Annotated in this window: 14 protein-coding genes, 2 tRNA genes and 1 riboswitch; of the genes, 9 read left to right on the top strand and 7 right to left on the bottom strand. The window is 44.9% G+C overall.

Annotated elements, in window-relative coordinates; genetic code table 11:
- Window positions 1-6: 6 nt before the first annotated feature.
- Complete coding sequence (locus ACQRBH_RS01430) at window positions 7-1,146, bottom strand: PucR family transcriptional regulator (protein WP_427743633.1); 1,140 nt, start codon at window positions 1,144-1,146, stop codon at window positions 7-9.
- Window positions 1,147-1,474: 328 nt separating this feature from the next.
- On the opposite strand from ACQRBH_RS01430, the gene ACQRBH_RS01425 reads away from it, so the two are divergent.
- A complete protein-coding gene (locus ACQRBH_RS01425) occupies window positions 1,475-1,948 on the top strand; it encodes a precorrin-2 dehydrogenase/sirohydrochlorin ferrochelatase family protein (RefSeq protein ID WP_427743630.1) in 474 nt (157 codons plus the stop codon).
- A gap of 90 nt (window positions 1,949-2,038) precedes the next feature.
- On the opposite strand, the gene ACQRBH_RS01420 is transcribed toward ACQRBH_RS01425, so the two are convergent.
- Window positions 2,039-2,109: transfer RNA gene (locus ACQRBH_RS01420), tRNA-Cys, on the bottom strand.
- Window positions 2,110-2,142: 33 nt separating this feature from the next.
- Window positions 2,143-2,214: transfer RNA gene (locus ACQRBH_RS01415), tRNA-Glu, on the bottom strand.
- 233 nt (window positions 2,215-2,447) lie between these two features.
- Between ACQRBH_RS01415 and ACQRBH_RS01410 the strand changes: the two genes are divergently transcribed.
- Window positions 2,448-4,664: a DNA topoisomerase III gene (locus tag ACQRBH_RS01410; protein WP_427743629.1), complete on the top strand. Its 2,217-nt coding sequence runs from the start codon at window positions 2,448-2,450 to the stop codon at window positions 4,662-4,664.
- A 14-nt stretch (window positions 4,665-4,678) separates the two neighbouring features.
- Here the strand turns inward: ACQRBH_RS01410 and ACQRBH_RS01405 are convergent, their stop codons facing one another.
- A complete protein-coding gene (locus ACQRBH_RS01405) occupies window positions 4,679-5,797 on the bottom strand; it encodes a DUF3810 domain-containing protein (protein ID WP_427760748.1) in 1,119 nt (372 codons plus the stop codon).
- Between the two features lie 334 nt (window positions 5,798-6,131).
- On the opposite strand from ACQRBH_RS01405, the gene ACQRBH_RS01400 reads away from it, so the two are divergent.
- Together ACQRBH_RS01400 and ACQRBH_RS01395 are read left to right on the top strand one after the other, a co-directional pair.
- The gene (locus ACQRBH_RS01400; RefSeq protein ID WP_427760747.1) at window positions 6,132-7,553 is read left to right on the top strand and encodes an MATE family efflux transporter; all 1,422 of its coding nucleotides are present in this window, start codon (window positions 6,132-6,134) and stop codon (window positions 7,551-7,553) included.
- Window positions 7,550-8,134 carry an AAA family ATPase gene (locus tag ACQRBH_RS01395; RefSeq protein WP_427760746.1) on the top strand — a complete coding sequence of 195 codons (585 nt, stop codon included), beginning with the start codon at window positions 7,550-7,552 and terminating at the stop codon, window positions 8,132-8,134. The genes ACQRBH_RS01400 and ACQRBH_RS01395 overlap by 4 nt, the downstream gene beginning before the upstream one ends.
- A 121-nt stretch (window positions 8,135-8,255) precedes the next feature.
- Here the strand turns inward: ACQRBH_RS01395 and ACQRBH_RS01390 are convergent, their stop codons facing one another.
- The 3 genes from ACQRBH_RS01390 to ACQRBH_RS01380 all read right to left on the bottom strand — a co-directional run bounded on the left by ACQRBH_RS01390 (window position 8,256) and on the right by ACQRBH_RS01380 (window position 13,140).
- Entirely contained in the window at window positions 8,256-9,155 is a 900-nt protein-coding gene (locus ACQRBH_RS01390) for a cation diffusion facilitator family transporter (RefSeq protein ID WP_235232975.1), read from the bottom strand.
- A gap of 115 nt (window positions 9,156-9,270) precedes the next feature.
- A riboswitch (NiCo riboswitch) is annotated at window positions 9,271-9,422 on the bottom strand.
- 71 nt (window positions 9,423-9,493) lie between these two features.
- Entirely contained in the window at window positions 9,494-10,663 is a 1,170-nt protein-coding gene (locus tag ACQRBH_RS01385) for a YibE/F family protein (RefSeq protein WP_427760745.1), read from the bottom strand.
- Window positions 10,664-10,689: 26 nt separating this feature from the next.
- Window positions 10,690-13,140: a fibronectin type III domain-containing protein gene (locus ACQRBH_RS01380; RefSeq protein WP_427760744.1), complete on the bottom strand. Its 2,451-nt coding sequence runs from the start codon at window positions 13,138-13,140 to the stop codon at window positions 10,690-10,692.
- Window positions 13,141-13,732: 592 nt separating this feature from the next.
- Between ACQRBH_RS01380 and ACQRBH_RS01375 the strand changes: the two genes are divergently transcribed.
- The 5 genes from ACQRBH_RS01375 to ACQRBH_RS01355 all read left to right on the top strand — a co-directional run bounded on the left by ACQRBH_RS01375 (window position 13,733) and on the right by ACQRBH_RS01355 (window position 17,556).
- Window positions 13,733-14,674 (top strand): DUF6017 domain-containing protein, encoded by a 942-nt coding sequence (locus ACQRBH_RS01375; RefSeq protein ID WP_427760816.1) that lies wholly within the window; start codon window positions 13,733-13,735, stop codon window positions 14,672-14,674.
- Between the two features lie 19 nt (window positions 14,675-14,693).
- Window positions 14,694-14,906: a DUF5348 domain-containing protein gene (locus tag ACQRBH_RS01370; RefSeq protein WP_427760743.1), complete on the top strand. Its 213-nt coding sequence runs from the start codon at window positions 14,694-14,696 to the stop codon at window positions 14,904-14,906.
- Between the two features lie 74 nt (window positions 14,907-14,980).
- Window positions 14,981-15,457, top strand: coding sequence for a PcfB family protein (locus ACQRBH_RS01365; protein WP_427760742.1), 477 nt, complete (start codon window positions 14,981-14,983; stop codon window positions 15,455-15,457).
- Window positions 15,454-17,262, top strand: coding sequence for a VirD4-like conjugal transfer protein, CD1115 family (locus tag ACQRBH_RS01360; RefSeq protein WP_427760741.1), 1,809 nt, complete (start codon window positions 15,454-15,456; stop codon window positions 17,260-17,262). Before ACQRBH_RS01365 ends, ACQRBH_RS01360 begins: the two co-directional genes overlap by 4 nt.
- A 78-nt stretch (window positions 17,263-17,340) precedes the next feature.
- Window positions 17,341-17,556 carry a Maff2 family mobile element protein gene (locus ACQRBH_RS01355; RefSeq protein WP_117440504.1) on the top strand — a complete coding sequence of 72 codons (216 nt, stop codon included), beginning with the start codon at window positions 17,341-17,343 and terminating at the stop codon, window positions 17,554-17,556.
- Window positions 17,557-17,564 lie beyond the last annotated feature (8 nt).

The raw sequence follows: 17,564 nt of genomic DNA, 5'->3' as shown, positions 1-17,564 counted from the left end.
TAATTCTTACCGATATCCAATTCTGGATCTCATAATATAGAATGATACCATAATTTTCATTCTGTTTTCATTAGAAGTAATATCATATCCCAATACTTCTTTAATCTTGTTGATCTTATAAGCCATGGTATTCTTATGGCAATATAACGCCTTTGATGTCTCGACAATATTACACTCGTTCTTAAAATATGCTTCCAGAATCTCTACATAATCCGTGCCATTCTCTTCATCATAGTCCATTAATTTCCCTAATGTTTCTTTTACAAACTCAGGATAGATCTCTTCCTCTTTTATATCAGAAAGAATCTTATATATTCCAAGCTCTTTGTAACATAATATATTCTTGTCAATCGGAGCCTTTGTCAATTCATATGCTGTTCTCGCTCGTTCATAAGACTTATGGATCTCTTTGATGCTATTTACCGTTGTTCCGATGCCAACATATACATTATCATCTTTCTCGCATATTTTTTGAAAAATATCCAATAATTTCCTTTCAGAATACCCCGTCGCAAGAATAATAAGACGATTATTCTCTTCATATATAATTCTTCTCTCCAAGGTATAATGTAATTCCTTCTTAATCTGATTCAAACGTTCATTGCCACGTTCTGTATTGTACACATTACAGCTTAACACAATAACATTATAGGTCAAATTGCGATAGAATCCATTTCCCTCAAAATAATTTACATACAGTTCTTCATTGTCCGGGAAAAAGATTGCATTTCGCAATGCAGTGCTTAAATTCGTGTCTCTCTGCTCGTTCTTCAATAAAATTACGGAAAAAATACGCATGATATCTATATATGGAGTCTCCCATGTTGCCGAAAACAACGGGAATTCCAGTTCATTGCAATAATCAACAATCTTTTGTGATATCTTTTTCCCCTCACGAATCGCAATCATCAATCCGCCGGCGCACTCTTTATTCAGTGCTTCTATATACCTCTTCAGCCATTCCTCCGAAACATAATTCAACCCTGAATTAAAGACCAATTCATCGCCGTGCAGCATAGGTACAAAATCCATATCTTCCACCATATGTATCCAGCCAATCATTTTATGAAAGCAACTCTTCGTAAGCAATGCAACGCCATATTCCGGATCGATCTCTGCATATAAGTTCTCTAATTCAACAGCCATTTTCCCCCTCCTCTACACTTCGCATGGATATTATACCATTGCATTTGTGCTTAAGCCACAATTTTTTGTCATAATTATGTATTTATAGACTATACAAAAAAATATTTTCTTGTGATATATTGTTTTTGGAACACAAATGAAAACCCCGATTTTTGTTGTTTCGACTTTATCTCTAGATTTTTAAAAGGAAAGCCCCTTGAAGCAGATATGCTTCAAGGGGTTTTTGTCTGTATCAGTCATCGCCGAAAACTCCAAAAAATAATTCTGTCACACCCTCATTATCCATGATATGATGAAAGAAAATGTTTATACAGAAAGGATGCCTTCCATGGAGAAATCACCACCTTTATATTTTCCACTTTTTGTAGACCTGTCCGAGAAAAGAATCCTCGTGATAGGGGGCGGCAAGATTGCCCAGAGAAGAATCGAGACACTTCTTGATTTTGCTGCCGACATCTGCGTCGTAGCACCAGAAATCACAGACAAACTGCGAATATTGAGTGAGAGCCGGCGCATCCAATGGATCCAGGATGTATATCACACCAATCTGACAGAAGGCGCAGACATTGTACTCGCCGCAACAAACAGCAGCTCTTGTAACGATCAGATCGCGGCAGACTGTAAAGCACGAAAAATACCGGTAAATACCGCACATAAAAAAGAGTCTTGTGACTTCTACTTCCCCGGAATCGTACGGCAAGGCAATATTGTTACCGGGATCAGCACCAGCGGATTAAATCATCACGAAGCCAAAGAAGCTCGCGAACGAATCAGCCAGGCATTAGGGACACGGCAAATTTAATTTGGGACGGAGGAAAATGAAAAAACCCCCGTCCCAAATTACAAATTAAGCACAAAAAAACAATCCTTTTTCAAGGATTGCTATTTTGAAAGGCGCCAACCAGATTTGAACTGGTGATAGAGGTGTTGCAGACCTTTGCCTTACCACTTGGCTATGGCGCCATACACTATAATATGAATGAGCTTTCGCTCGAATGACTCCGACGGGAATCGAACCCGTGTTACCGCCGTGAAAGGGCGATGTCTTAACCGCTTGACCACGGAGCCATATTACGCTTTCCTCAAGCGCGACCGATGTTTATATTAACATAGTTATTCATATTTTTCAAGTATTTTTTCTTTTTTTTCTAATTTTCTTTTTCCTATACATTTTTCTCCACGGAGAACCTTTTTTTCATCATGTTTTGAGCCCTTCCATCCGTTGACAAACCCGTCTAAATCCGATATGTTGAATAGGTATCTAAGATTATTATTACTTTTTATATAAGGAGCAAACATTTATGAAATCATTAGTTCTGGCTGAGAAGCCGTCTGTCGCCCGTGACATTGCCCGCGTTTTGAACTGCAAGAAAAGTATTGCCGGCGCAATTGAAGGTGAGAAATACATCGTCACCTGGGCTTTAGGGCATCTTGTCACATTGGCAGATCCAGAAGAATACGATAAGAAATTCAAGGAATGGAATATTTCCTACCTTCCAATGCTTCCAGAAAAATGGGAACTGGTTGTGATCAAGCAGACATCCAAGCAATACCACAACGTCAAATCTCAACTTTTCCGAAAGGATGTGTCTGAGATTATCATCGCTACTGACGCCGGGCGCGAAGGGGAATTGGTTGCACGTTGGATTCTTGATAAAGCAGGATGTCACAAACCAATCAAACGGCTCTGGATTTCTTCTGTGACTGATAAGGCTATCCGCGAGGGATTTGCCCATTTGAAAGATGGTCGTCAATATAATGCATTGTATTATGCTGCCAAAAGCCGTGCTGAAGCAGACTGGCTGGTTGGAATTAACGCTACTCGCGCCCTTACGTGCAAACATAATGCACAGTTGTCTTGCGGACGTGTTCAGACTCCAACTCTCGCGATCATTGCCCGCCGTGAAGCTGAGATTCGTTCTTTCAAACCCGAAGACTACTATGGGATAAAATGTACTACCAACTCCAGCCAGTACATCTCCCCAGTCACATGGACCTGGCAGAACGCCAAGACCGGAAGTCTTCGTTCTTTCCAAAAGGATGTTATGACTGATATCACTGCCAGACTGAACGGGCAGATATTGGCCATCACCGATGTTCAAAAATCCGCTAAGAAAACATTTTCCCCAGGTCTCTATGACCTGACAGAATTACAGCGTGATGCTAACAAACACTTTGGTTTCTCTGCCAAAGAAACCTTGAATATTATGCAGCGTCTGTATGAACATCACAAAGTACTCACTTATCCTCGAACCGATTCCCGCTACATCGGAACCGATATTGTCCCGACCATTAAAGAGCGGCTGAAAGCGTGTAACACTGGACCTTATAAGAAATACATTCCTGAACTTCTGAGAGGTCCGATTAAAACCAGTAAATCTTTTGTAGACGACAAAAAGGTCAGTGATCATCACGCAATTATCCCGACGGAAGAATATGTGCAGCTTGATCACATGAGCAATGAAGAACGCAAAATCTATGATCTAGTCGTGCGCCGCTTTATCAGTGTTCTATCCCCGGCCTTTGAGTATGAGCAGACCACAATGAAAGCTTCTGCTGCCGGACAAAATTTTATTGCAAAAGGAAAGATTGTTCTGTCTCCAGGCTGGAAAGCCATCTATGAAGCGGATAATATTGATGACGCGGATGAGGAAAATGATGCCGCTACATATGTATCCGAACAACCGCTTCCTGCTCTGGAAAAAGGCATGAAGTTTCCAATTGTGACGGTTTCTCTTACAACCGGAAAGACAAAACCACCAGCAAGATTTACCGAAGCAACCCTGCTAAGCGCCATGGAAAATCCAGTAAAATACATGGATTCCCAAGATGCAAAAGCACGAAAAACATTAGGGGAGACCGGCGGTCTGGGAACCGTCGCCACAAGAGCTGATATTATCGAAAAACTATTTCACTCCTTCTATATCGAGAAAAAAGGAACGGAGATTCTGATTACCTCCAAAGGAAAACAACTTCTGGAACTTGTCCCAGAGGATCTAAAAAAGCCAGAGCTTACTGCCCAATGGGAAATGGAACTCTCACAGATCTCCAAAGGGAATCACAAAGCAGATATATTCCTTCGTGAAATTATCGATTATACACAAGAACTCATTCAAGAGATCAAAAACGCTGACGGAACCTTCCGGCACGACAACCTTACCAATACCAAATGCCCACGCTGCGGCAAACGAATGCTGGCAGTCAACGGCAAAAACGCTCGCCTTCTGGTATGCCAGGATCGAGAATGCGGTTATCGCGAAACCATTGCACGTCTAAGCAATGCCCGCTGCCCAAACTGCCACAAAAAGATGGAGCTAATAAAAAAAGGCGAAGAAGAAACCTTCGTATGCCAATGCGGATACAAAGAAAAACTCTCCGCATTCAAAGCCAGAAGAGAAAAAGAAGGGGCCGGTGTCTCCAAAAAAGATGTACAAAAATATCTAAAAAAACAAAAAGACGAACCCATCAACAACGCCTTTGCCGAGGCACTACGCAAAATTGGGGACGGAGGAAAATAAAAAAACCTCCGTCCCTAATTTACCCTGTCCCTTTTATATGCCACAATCAGATCTACCATTCGATTATAACTTTTCACTCCATCTTTTTGTCCGTTAGCCTTTAAATATGTATCGTTCACTTTATTAGATACTTCTGCGACTGTCCCGTCATACCTTGCCCAGAATTCGTGATTCGCCTGCAGATCTGTCTCTGCCTTCGCGCTTAACTCACCACGCACTTCTTCCCACGCATCGTAATCAACTTTATACAATACATTCATGCAATGAATCCACCCCAGCATATTTCCGCTATATTGGAATGTTGCTTCCTCAGACTCGCGGCAGGCAAGAAATGCGATAAAGTTGGCTTCTTGCTCTTGCATAAATCCTCGCAAGTGCGACAGTTCGTGGCAGATGGTAAATGGAATGTTATAATCGGTCATTGCCTGATTGTAATTGGCTTCTATGGTAAACGGAGAATATACCCCGCTCAGGTTCTGTATGGAAAGTATCCAAGAATTCAGCAATCCTTTTGGCTTTGGATAATATCCTTTTAACTCTGGATATGTCTCGCCTAATTTTTGCATAGCAGTCACTGCCTGTTCCTCTGTCGACACCTCCAGCTCCATGGTTCCTTCTTGATTCCGTTCCACCGCATTGCTATATTGATTTACTTCTTCTGTCAGCCATACACAGACTTCCTTCAACTCTTCAATCGAATATTCATCTGCCTGAATCCCAGAAGTTTCCGAAAACGAATCCCTGTGATAATTCACTCCGCAATTGACCACATATAAGAAAAACAAGACGCCTACCGCTAAGAAAACATTGCACAGCCATCCATATCCTTCTTCTTTTTTCAATTTCTTCCGAATTCTTCGAATCAGAAGCTGTGCACCAGACACCAGGAAAATAAGAATCATAAGATAAAGTAGTACTTCCGATATAGAAAAGGGGAAATATCCCATCGCACGGCCAACTGTCTCCACCCATACTGGATAGATATGCGTGCTGTACCACTGGGCAAAGTCTTGACACATTCTCGCAGCCAGACTCAAAATAATGCTAATACCAATCAGTATACTGCTTATGATCACCTTGGTTTTCGTACGTTTTTTTATTCTTACATTCTTATCATCTGAAAACTTTGACATTGTAAATTTACCCTTGTTTTATCATTTTTTCAATCTTTTCTATCAATATAGTATCACGCTGGTTTTTCCGTCTCAACCCTAAAAATGTACCAATCTGCCAGTATAATCTACTTCATAAATTCCCCAAAAACCCCTTTGACATCATCCAAAAAAACTGTTATGATACATGGTACAGCGTGTAGCAAAACTGCGTAAATCCGGTTGAATGCTACATGCTTTTTATTTTTATGTGAAGCGTGTGGCCCTGGGCATAAATCCAGCTCTTTGGCCACACTTTTTATTTTGCCAGAGAAGTCTCTTACAAAATAATTAACATATGAAGGAGGAAAATATCATGGACCAAAAATCAAATCGTTTTTTGGAAACAGAACCAATCGGGGTATTGATGCGCAAATATTCTGTACCCTGTATTATCTCGCTGCTGGTAGCAGCACTTTACAACATTGTTGACCAGATTTTTATCGCCAACGCAAGCTATCTGGGATCTTATGGTAATGCAGCAAATACAGTCGTATTCCCACTGACAGTCGTGTCTCTGGCTATCGCAGTCATGATCGGTGACGGCTGCTGTGCTTTCGTCAGCATCAGTCTGGGTGCCGGCAAAAAAGATGACGCCCACAAAAGTATCGGCAGCGCCGTTATCCTGTGCATCATCTGCAGTGCCATCCTGACTGCTGTATATCTTATCTTCCAGGAACAGATCCTGACTATGTTCGGTGGACGTGTCAATGAAGAAACCTTCCGTCAGGCTAAGGAATACTTCTTCTGGATTACGGTAGGTATTCCGTTCTATATGTTCGGTCAGGCCATGAATCCTATTATTCGTTCTGATGGAAGTCCCAAATTCGCTATGATTTCCACACTGGCAGGTGCATTTGCCAACATTATCCTGGACCCAATATTCATCTTTATCTTCAAATGGGGAATGATGGGCGCTGCAGTAGCAACCATCACAGGGCAGATTCTGACTGCTATCCTGGCCATATGGTATCTGTGCCACATGAAAGCAATTCAACTTGAGAAAAACAGTTTTCGTATCCACGGAAAATTGTGTAAAAAATATCTTCCACTGGGAATCTGCAGTTTCTTATCTCAGATTTCGCTGGTTGCTTCCATGGCTGCAGTAAACAATATGATTCAAAAATACGGGGCAATGGATGAGATCTTCTGCCAGGCTGAGTATGCACAGATTCCAATGGCAGTTGTAGGAATTGTTATGAAATTCTTCCAGATCGTTATCTCAATTGCAGTAGGAATGGCAGCCGGCTGTATTCCAATCGTCGGCTACAATATTGGTGCCAAACGGGATGACCGTGCCAAGAGTCTTTTCTCTCATCTGCTGATTGCCGAAGCCATCGTTGGTGCCGTCGCTACCGTTATTGTCATATGCTTCCCAAGACAATTAATCGGTATCTTCGGAGCATCCAACGAAAGCATCTACTATACCGATTTTGCAGTAAAAGCATTCCGAACCTACCTTTGTATGATGACCCTTGCCACTGTCAACAAAGCAACTTTCATCTACCTGCAGTCCATGGGAAAAGCTATGACTTCCACCATGCTGTCTCTGGTCCGTGAAGTTGTATTCGGTGTAGGTTTTGCATTAATACTTCCGCTTTCCTTTGGTCTGGACGGTGTCCTGTACTCCATGCCAGTATCCGATGTGCTTACATTTATCATTTCTTTGATCGTAATTATATACACATATAAAACACTTAACAAGAAAATCATCCAAGAAAAGGAGGCAGCAAAATGAAAAACAGAGTCATCACTATCAGCCGCCAATTCGGCAGTGGCGGAAGAACCGTTGGAAGAAAAGTAGCCGAACAATTAGGAATCCCTTGTTATGATCATGAACTCATTGAAAAAATCGCCGAAGAAAGTGGATTTGCAAAAGAATATATCGCAGAACGCGGCGAATATTCTTCCCACGGCGGCTGGTTTGCCAATGCTTTCTCTGACCGAGATTTTTACGGACATTCCACACAAGATGACTTGTGGGCAATTCAGCGAAAAGTCATTTTGAAACTGGCAGAAGAGGGACCTTGCGTCATCGTAGGACGTTGTGCAGATTATATTTTAAGAGACGAGGCCGACTGTCTGAACGTATTTATTCACGCAAGCATTGCCAAACGTGCCGAACGAATCGTTGAGCAATACGGCGAACGTGAAGTTTCTCCTGAAAAACGTCTGAAAGACAAGGATAAACGACGCGCTTCTTACTATCAGTTCTATACAGATCAGAAGTGGGGCGCTATGCAGAATTATCACATTGCATTGGATAGTGGCGTCCTCGGCATCGAGAAATGCGCAGAAATTCTTGCCGGACTGTTTTAGTATAGGTCTACCCTCCGCCATAGGAAGCTTCTACCAGTCGTTTCCTCTGGATATATGATACCCTGTAAAAGAAGCGAAGAGATATTCCCGCACAAATCTCTTCGCTTCTTTTCTTTCTGCCTCAGATTTTCATAGGATTAACATGAACCATGATATGCTTGATCTTCGGAAATTTTCGTTCTATATCATGGTGAACTTCTTCCGCTATATCATGCGCCTTTTGTAATGGCAGAGAACCATCCAGCGCAATCTCAATATCCACATATATTTTATTTCCAAATATACGTGTCTGGAGCAAGTCGATTCCTTCTACTGCTTCATTCTCCATCACGCAGTCAGATATCTGCTTTTCCGTCTCGTCATCACAAGAATGATCCACCATCTTATCCACTGCATCCCTGAAAATGTCGTATGCCGCTTTTATGATAAATACAAAGATAACCAGACTGGCAATAGAATCCATGATTGGGAATCCCAGCCTTGCTCCTGCGATACCGATCAATGCTCCAACAGAAGAAAATGCATCCGAACGGTGATGCCATGCATCTGCCATCAGTGCACTGGAATCGATTCTTCTGGCATTAATCTTCGTGTACCAGAACATGGCTTCCTTACTGACAATGGATACAATTGCCGCAATCAGCGCCAGCATTCCCGGAATCTGCAATTCATTATAGTTACCAGACAAAATGTTTTTCAATGCTTCCATCCCTATGCCAAGTCCGGTGATAAAGAGAACCATCGCTAAGACAATCGCCGCCACACATTCCAGCCGTTCATGGCCATAAGGATGGTTTTTATCGGATTCTTTCGACGCAAGCCGAATTCCAATAATCACAACAATCGTGCTGAACACATCCGAAGCCGAATGAACCGCATCACTGATCATCGCATTAGAATGAGCGATAATTCCTGCAAGAAGCTTTCCTAGCGCAAGCGCAATATTCCCTACGATTGACACCATCGAGACCCTGTTTGCGACCTTTTGGAATTCATCATTCGTTATTCTGTTTTCTTCCATATTAGTTACCTCCCAAACGTAAGATAGCTCTATGGCACTAAATATATTGTGGGGATTTTTATGATATGCTTCACGAAAAAAGAATAAAAAACACCCACGAATCAGTATTAGCAACTACTGTCCCGTGGATGTTACTTCCACTGTCACTTACGAAAACTGCCACCGGCAGCTTACGGAATCTGCCAGTGGCAACTTGCTTCAGATGCCCGGCAATTTCTGCGACCCGACTCCATGACATCCTGTCACGGTCTGCTCAGTTTGTACTGTAGATTTATATGCAGTGCAAAGAGTGTATTAAATGTAACACAAAAATTGCCATTTAGCAATAAAATTTTTATTTACTTGCAGTGTTGCCTGTTACAAGTAAAAAATGCAGAAAGACCTGCTGTGATCGGAACCGAAAGGATAACCGCCATACTTCCCGTTAAGCTGTGTATCAATTCAATCGCCACATAATCAGAGCTTAAGATCTGATTAAACTGTGCTCCATATGCAATCATTACCAGAAGTGCCGTAATGCTACTTCCGGCAAATGCCAAAATTAAAGTCTCACACATCGTTCCTATCATATCCTGTCCGATAGAAATTCCTGAACGGAATACTTCTGTCATATACATTTCCGGATGAATTTCCTTCATTTCAAACAAAGCCGAAGCTACTGACATGGTCATGTCCATCACCGCTCCCAACGATGCAATCAGAATTCCGGTAAATAAGGTCTGTCCAACCTTAAGACCCGTTGCACCCTGAACAATAATCAATTCCTCTGCTTCCTCCAGATTAAATCCACTCAGATGCAGAATCCCAGAAAATATATAATAGAAAACAGCTGCTAATATGACTCCTGCCATAGTCGCTGTAATTGCGGTAAATGTCTTCTCACTAAATCCGTTGAGCAATAACATAGAAAATACTGCAATTAAGAATGCACAGATGATTCCCATCCCGACAGGTGACCATCCATGATAAACAGCCGGTAACAGAAAATCAATAATCAGGAAAAGTGCAAAGCAAAGACCAATCATACTCTTTACTCCTTTTCTTCCTCCGACCAAGATCATAAACACGGCAAACATTACCAATATCATGGAAATACCCACCGTCCTGTCATAATTAAATACGGTATAATATGGTTCCAGACCTTCTGGAGCATCCACCTTGATAATCAATCTTTGTCCCACACCTGTGGCAATGTTATGAGTTGCGCTCAATTCATTCTTAACTTCAATCTCCTGTCCTTTAAGGCTTCCGCTCTTCATGGCAACTTTTAAGGTCTGTACACCACGATACCTGTTGCTTCCTTCCTCCTGACTTAACTCTTCTGCCAGAATCCGGGTCACAACTCCGCGTTCGTAAGTAGAAGACTCAGAAGTATACATAATATATTCCACTGGGAACCATCGGTTCATCACCAGTGTCATGATGACAATAACTGTCATCATGGCAATGACCAATAGATCCGCTTTTTTATTCTGTATCTTTCCCTGTAATATCTTCTGCCCGTTCACTTCTTGTTTCCTGCTTTCTTTGTATTTTATCGAATACTGCGTCTGCGAAGAACAACTACGGCTGCTCCTGCTGCTAACAGCATAATCACGCCAAATAACACAATCGGTGCCTCGTCGCCGGTCTTCACAGTTGTTGCCTTAGATGACTGACTGGTTCCTGCCGTTGCCAAACCATTTCCCTTTCCATTGTTGTCTGTCTGTCCATTCCCTGAACCCGTACCCGAAATCTGTCCTGGGTTCTCACTTGGGTTCTCATCTGGATTTTCACTTGGGTTTTCATCTGGATTCTGACCTGGATTTTCATCAGTATTCTTAACAACTTCTACAAGCTGTTCCGCACTAGCCGTCTTTCCATATGTATCTGTCACATCATATACAATACGATAATTTCCAGTCTTGGATGTGTCTACATACTGTACTTGCTCATCTGTATCTGCATTATAAACGGTTACATGTACAAGCTCTGTAATATCATTTCCTTCATAGTCCTGTGCGCTGACACCCGTCATCGGATTGAATGCTTTTCCATCCTGTATAGTTATCTTCCCAGCCTCTGTCTGTGGCACACGAATCGTCGGATCCTCTGTACGATAGATAGTAAAGGAATCCATCTTCTGAAGCACATCACTGTCTGTATAATAAGTATCTACGGTAAAGGAATTCCTGGTCACCGTTACATTCGTAATCGTGGTCCTATTGCTTTGTTCCTGAACCGCTACATACTCCGGCCATCCACTTGCAAGCTGTCCATTTCTTGCATAATATTTACTTCCGGAAGCAGAGTTCGCTGTCAGATAGAATACTTGTCCTTCTGCTGGATTCGTGACACTCTCCGGTGCTTTTTCACCCTTTGTCACCTCATTTCCCTCTGGAATGACTGCATTACATCCATTCATCATATAGGTTCTTGTATAGTAATGATCATGTCCCATCAATACTACATCAATACCAAGCTCCGAGAATACAGGTGAAAGTTCTGTACGTCTTTTTTGAATATCGCTGTCTGAATAATGATTTGCCACACTGTATGTAGAATGGTGGAAGGTTACAACTGTCCAGGTTGCTTCCTGATGATTGTTTAGTGTTTCCTGTAAAAATGCTCTGTGCACTGCAGTGTCTGTATTATTTGAGTTGATGGACATCACAAGCATACCATTATACATGAACCAGTAGTCACCACTTCCTGAACCTGTTGTTACACCTTTGTCAGATACATTCGGCATATTGTAATAAGATGTATATCTCTCAGAACCATTGTCATGATTGCCCACATTGGTTGCCAGTGGAATCAAGCGCATTGCATCCGGAGAGAGGAATCCTTCATATTCAGTATCGCTATCTCTGGAATTCACCTGATCTCCTGCACTTAACAGGAAACTCGTCTGCGGAAATGCCTGCAATGATCTGCTCATGGTATTCTGCCAGTTTGTAGTATCAGCTGCTGAATTGCCACTTGCTCCGATCTGCGGATCTCCTGCAAACAAGAAACTGAATTCCTGATCTTGTCCCAATGCCTGTGTGGTAAATGAGTAAGTGTCAGACCACTTTTCATCATTTCCTACTCTATACAAATAGGTTGTGTTTTCTTTCAAATCTGTCATGGTAGCCTTGCAACTCTTAAGACCGTTTACTGCACTATCAGTTTGTGTAGCTGTATAGCTTACTGCATCTGCCGGGAGTTCATTCCCTTCGACCCATCCCTCTGGTTTTGTCGCCACCTGCACATATGCCTCTTTATCAGAGCTTGCCATCCAGGTAATATTTCTCTGTGTTTCGTCACTTCCAATATTCAGAGAGATATATTTGACTTCTTTCTCCGGCACTGCTGTACCAAATGTCAGAGACTGAAAATCAAGATAAACATCAGAACTCGATGGTCTTCCGTTGTGAAGTTCTACAGACACCACATTTCCTGTTCCTTTCAGATTCAAAGCCGCAATCTCTGTGAAATTAATTTCTCCTATCTTCGGAGCACTTGCATTTGAGCCTCCATATCCATTTTCATCAAAGGAACCATCATCATATCCTGCAATCCTTACTCCATTAATGTAAACGGTTACAGCATCATCATAAAGAAGACTTCCCGTGACGGACTGTACGATTGTCGGATCTTCCAGATCAAATGTTTTGCGGAAATAGTAGACTGGAATATCATTCGAAGTTCCCTCAATGTATTGGTTTAACAAAGTCTTAGGAGTACAGCCGCCACCAAGGTCCGCAATCACACCATTCTTGGCACCAAAACTGCCTGCCGCCGTCTTCCATGTTTCCGTCACCGTCTCGCTGGTCTTCCAGCCATCAGCCGGTGCCTGATTGTCATCTCTGTACTGCCACTGCGTACTGGCATCTACAATTGTGATATTGTCTGTATCCTCTTCTGCACGAACAGCTCCAGATTGCCCCGGAAAGGATAAGCCTGCTGTGACAATAAGAGCCAGGGCAATCAATACGCTGGCAATTCTTTTCTTTTTTCTCATTATCTTTTTCATCCTCCTTGTAATAATAGATTCAGAAAAAAATATACTGTAACAATGTAAAATCTTATTTCTCTTTTGTAAAAATCTTTGTAATATTTGAGTTAAAAACTCTGATTATCTCTGAAAAGCCCTGAAATACAGGCAAAACGCAGGATATGAGAACTCATTTTACTACCAATTTACTACTTTTGGATTGAGCCGCAAATATGCTGACCCTCCTGCAAATGCCTGACACCCAGATACGACACATCATCAACCGAATTGAATACGACACCGTAAACGCGGCGTTCCTCTTTCCCATCACGGGAGAACAGGACACCGCTTTTTTTATGCCCAAATACGGAAAGGAGGCGACGCCATGCTATTTACTTCCGGCCCTGACCGGGCCTTTGAACGGCTGATGCAGGAAAAGCCCGGTTTCGATCACTACGACAGCGGCGGGGCGGACGCGCCGGAGGATTGCGGCACCTGCCGCTTTTATCGCCCGGACTGGAAATATCAATTCTGCCGGTTTGCAGAGTGTCCCTATCAGCCGGGCAAGCTGACCGGCCTTGCGGCGGTCAAATTCACTGTGAAAGGAGCTGACGACGATATGGCAGTATTCCGCGTAGAAAAGAACCGAGGGTACACGGTGATGTCAAATCACCACCTGCGGAACAAGGCCCTGTCCCTGAAAGCCAAGGGCCTGCTGTCGCAAATGTTGTCCTTGCCGGAGGATTGGGACTATACCCTAAAGGGCCTGTCCCTTATCAACCGGGAAAGCATCGACGCGATCAGGACGGCGGTATGGGAGCTTGAAAAGGCCGGGTATATCAAGCGGGAACAAGGCCGCGACGCCAAAGGCAAAATGTCCGATATGGTCTATACCATCTACGAACAGCCGGAGTTGGATAAGCCGGTATTGGAAAACCCGGTGTTGGAAAATCCAACATCGGATAATCCAACGTCGGAAAACCCGGTATCGGGAAATCCAACGCAATTAAATAAAGATATACAAAGAACTAACTTACCAAGTAAAGAAAAAATAATTACAGACGGATTAAGTACCGATTCCATTCCTTTCCCCTCCCTGACCCCTCCCCCTGCGGAGGCAGCGGCTACGCCGCCGGAACGGAAAGGAACAGGAAAGGACGAAGCCGTACAGATTTATCGTGAAATCATTTTGGAGAACATCGAGTACGACTATCTCATTCAGGACAGGAGTATTGACCGGGAACAGCTTGACGAGATCGTAGACCTGATGCTGGAAACCGTCTGCACCTCCCGAAAGACGATCCGTGTCGCCGGGGACGACTACCCCGCCGAGCTGGTGAAATCCAAGTTTATGAAGCTGAACGGTGAACATATCCGCTTTGTGCTGGATTGCCTGCGTGAGAACACAACCCGCGTCCGCAACATCAAGCAATACCTGCGGGCTATGCTGTTCAACGCCCCGTCCACGATCAACAACTACTACACGGCCCTTGTCGCTCACGATATGGCGCAGCCCGATTGGGGCAAGCCGCCGTCTGGCGGCGGGGCCGAAAGCCTGTAACGAAAAGGAGGACGACCCTATGAAGCAGGGCGCATTGATCTTTGACGAACGTACTGACCGCTACGACATCCGTTTTGACCTGGCCGACTACTACGGCGGCCTGCATTGCGGTGAGTGTTTCGACGTAATGATCGGCGGCAAATGGCGGCCTACCCGCATTGAAATGGCCGATAGCTGGTATCTTGTCGGCATCCGGGCCGACGACCTTTCCGGCCTGCGGGTGCGGATTTGACCCATATCTACCTGCGGCGTCTGGTGGTTCCGCCTTAGACGCCGCTTTTGACATTCTGACAAGGAGGGATGCTATTGCAGGAAGAAGTCGATCAGAAAACCATTGCCCTGTCCATGAAAACGGGCAAGCTCACGGCCCAAGTGCTGCAAGCGGCGCTGAAAAAGTATTTGCAGCACCGGGCCAAGAGCAAGACCACGCTGCACCACGGCCAGCAGAGCCTAAAGCAGCTCAAAAAGCATGGGGCGGCCCTCTCCAACATTGAGATCACCGAGGCCAACATTGGCGCGTTCAAGCCCTGTGCCAAGAAATACGGCGTGGATTTTGCCTTGCGAAAGGATAAGACCACCCAGCCGCCCCACTATGTCGTGATCTTCAAGTCCAAGGACGCGGACAATCTGGAACAGGCGTTCCGGGAATTTACGGCAAAGACGCTCTCCAAGGAGCAGCGGCCCTCCATCCGCAAGGTGTTGTCCGCCATGAAGCAAAAGACAGCGGAGCAGACCAAGCAGCGGGCCAAGGAGAAAATCAGGGAAAGGGGGCTGGAACGGTGAAGCCTGATGTGAAAAAGCTGGTGATCCTCAACCTCCCGTATCTGTTTTTTGTATACCTGTTCGGAAAATGCGGGCAGGCATACCGGCTGGCCGCCGGTACTGACCTGTCGGGAAAGCTCCTGCATCTTGCGGACGGTTTTACAGTGGCCTTTGCAAATCCTCTCCCCAGCCTGCACCTGTTTGATTTCTGCGTCGGCGTTGCCGGTGCTTTGATCGTGCGGCTGGTGGTGTACTGCAAGGGCAAGAACGCCAAGAAGTACCGCAAGGGCGTGGAGTACGGCAGCGCCCGTTGGGGAACGGCCAAGGATATTGCGCCCTACATCGACCCCAAGTTTGAAAACAATATCCTGCTGACCCAAACAGAACGGCTTACCATGACCGGGCGTCCCAAAGACCCCAAGACCGCCCGGAACAAAAACGTGCTGGTGATCGGCGGCAGCGGTTCGGGCAAAACGAGATTTTTCGTAAAGCCCAACCTGATGCAATGCTTCCCGACCACGGACTACCCAACCTCATTTGTGGTGACTGACCCGAAAGGCACCCTTGTTCTGGAAACAGGAAAGATGTTTCAGCAGGCGGGCTACCGCATAAAAATCCTGAACACCATCAACTTTTCCAAGTCCATGAAATACAATCCGTTCGTCTACATCCACTCGGAAAAGGACGTGCTAAAGCTGGTAAATACCCTGATTGCCAACACCAAGGGCGAGGGCGAAAAATCAGCGGAGGATTTTTGGGTCAAATCGGAACGGCTGTTTTACACGGCCCTGATCGGCTACATCTGGTATGAGGCCCCGGCAGAGGAAATGAACTTCACAACGCTGCTGGAAATGATAAACGCCAGTGAAGCCCGCGAGGACGACCCGGAGTTTCAAAGCCCCGTAGACCTGATGTTTGAACGATTGGAGCAGAAAGACCCAGACCACTTTGCTGTGCGGCAGTATAAAAAATTCCTGCTGTCCGCTGGCAAAACCCGTTCCTCCATCCTGATAAGCTGCGGCGCACGTTTGGCTCCCTTTGACATCCGGGAAGTGCGCGAGCTGATGGAGGACGACGAAATGGAGCTGGACACCATCGGGGACGAAAAGACGGTGCTGTTTCTCATTATGAGCGACACGGACACCACTTTCAATTTCATTCTGGCTATGCTCCAAAGCCAGCTTATCAACTTACTTTGTGACCGGGCCGATGATAAGTACGGTGGGCGGCTGCCTGTCCATGTGCGGCTGATCTTAGACGAGTTTGCCAACATCGGCCAGATACCAAATTTTGATAAATTGATCGCCACCATCCGAAGCCGGGAAATCTCAGCTTCAATCATTTTGCAGAGCCAGTCGCAGTTAAAAGCCATCTACAAGGATGCTGCCGAAATCATATCGGACAACTGCGATTCTGTGCTGTTTCTTAGTGGGCGCGGCAAAAATGCCAAGGAAATCTCCGATGCGCTGGGGAAAGAAACCATTGACAGTTTCAACACCAGTGAGAACCGGGGAAGCCAGACATCTCACGGACTGAACTATCAGAAGTTAGGAAAGGAGCTGATGAGCCAAGACGAAATCGCCGTGATGGACGGCGGCAAGTGCATCTTGCAGTTACGGGGTGTGCGCCCGTTTTTATCGGAGAAATTTGATATTACCAAGCACCCCCGCTACAAATACCTTGCCGACGCCGACAAGAAGAACACCTTTGATGTGGACAGGTTTTTGACCGTTACGCGCCGGAAACGGCAGCAAGTGGTGACGCAGGATGAGGTTTTCGACCTGTACGAAATTGATCTGTCGGACGAGGACGCCGCCGCTGAATAAGCAGCGGCTATTTTCATACCCAAAACCAAATCAAACAATTTTGTGAGCCGCAAAACGCGGCAGAAAGTGAGGACATTTATGGAATTTTTCAACAGTGCAGTGAACACTTTGCAGACGATCGTGATCGGACTGGGCGGCGGCCTGTGCGTCTGGGGCGGCGTCAATCTTCTGGAGGGCTACGGCCAGGACAACCCCGGTGCTAAGAGCCAGGGCGTGAAGCAGCTTGTCGCTGGCGGCGGCGTGGCCCTGATCGGCGTGACCCTGATTCCCCTGCTGTCCGGCCTGCTGGGATAAGCCCGGCT

It is taken from the genome of Bariatricus sp. SGI.161 (assembly GCF_050313695.1).
GTDB lineage: Bacteria > Bacillota > Clostridia > Lachnospirales > Lachnospiraceae > JAFBIX01.
Note: the sequence above shows the minus strand (reverse complement) of the source record. Positions and strands in the feature narration are given on the sequence as shown.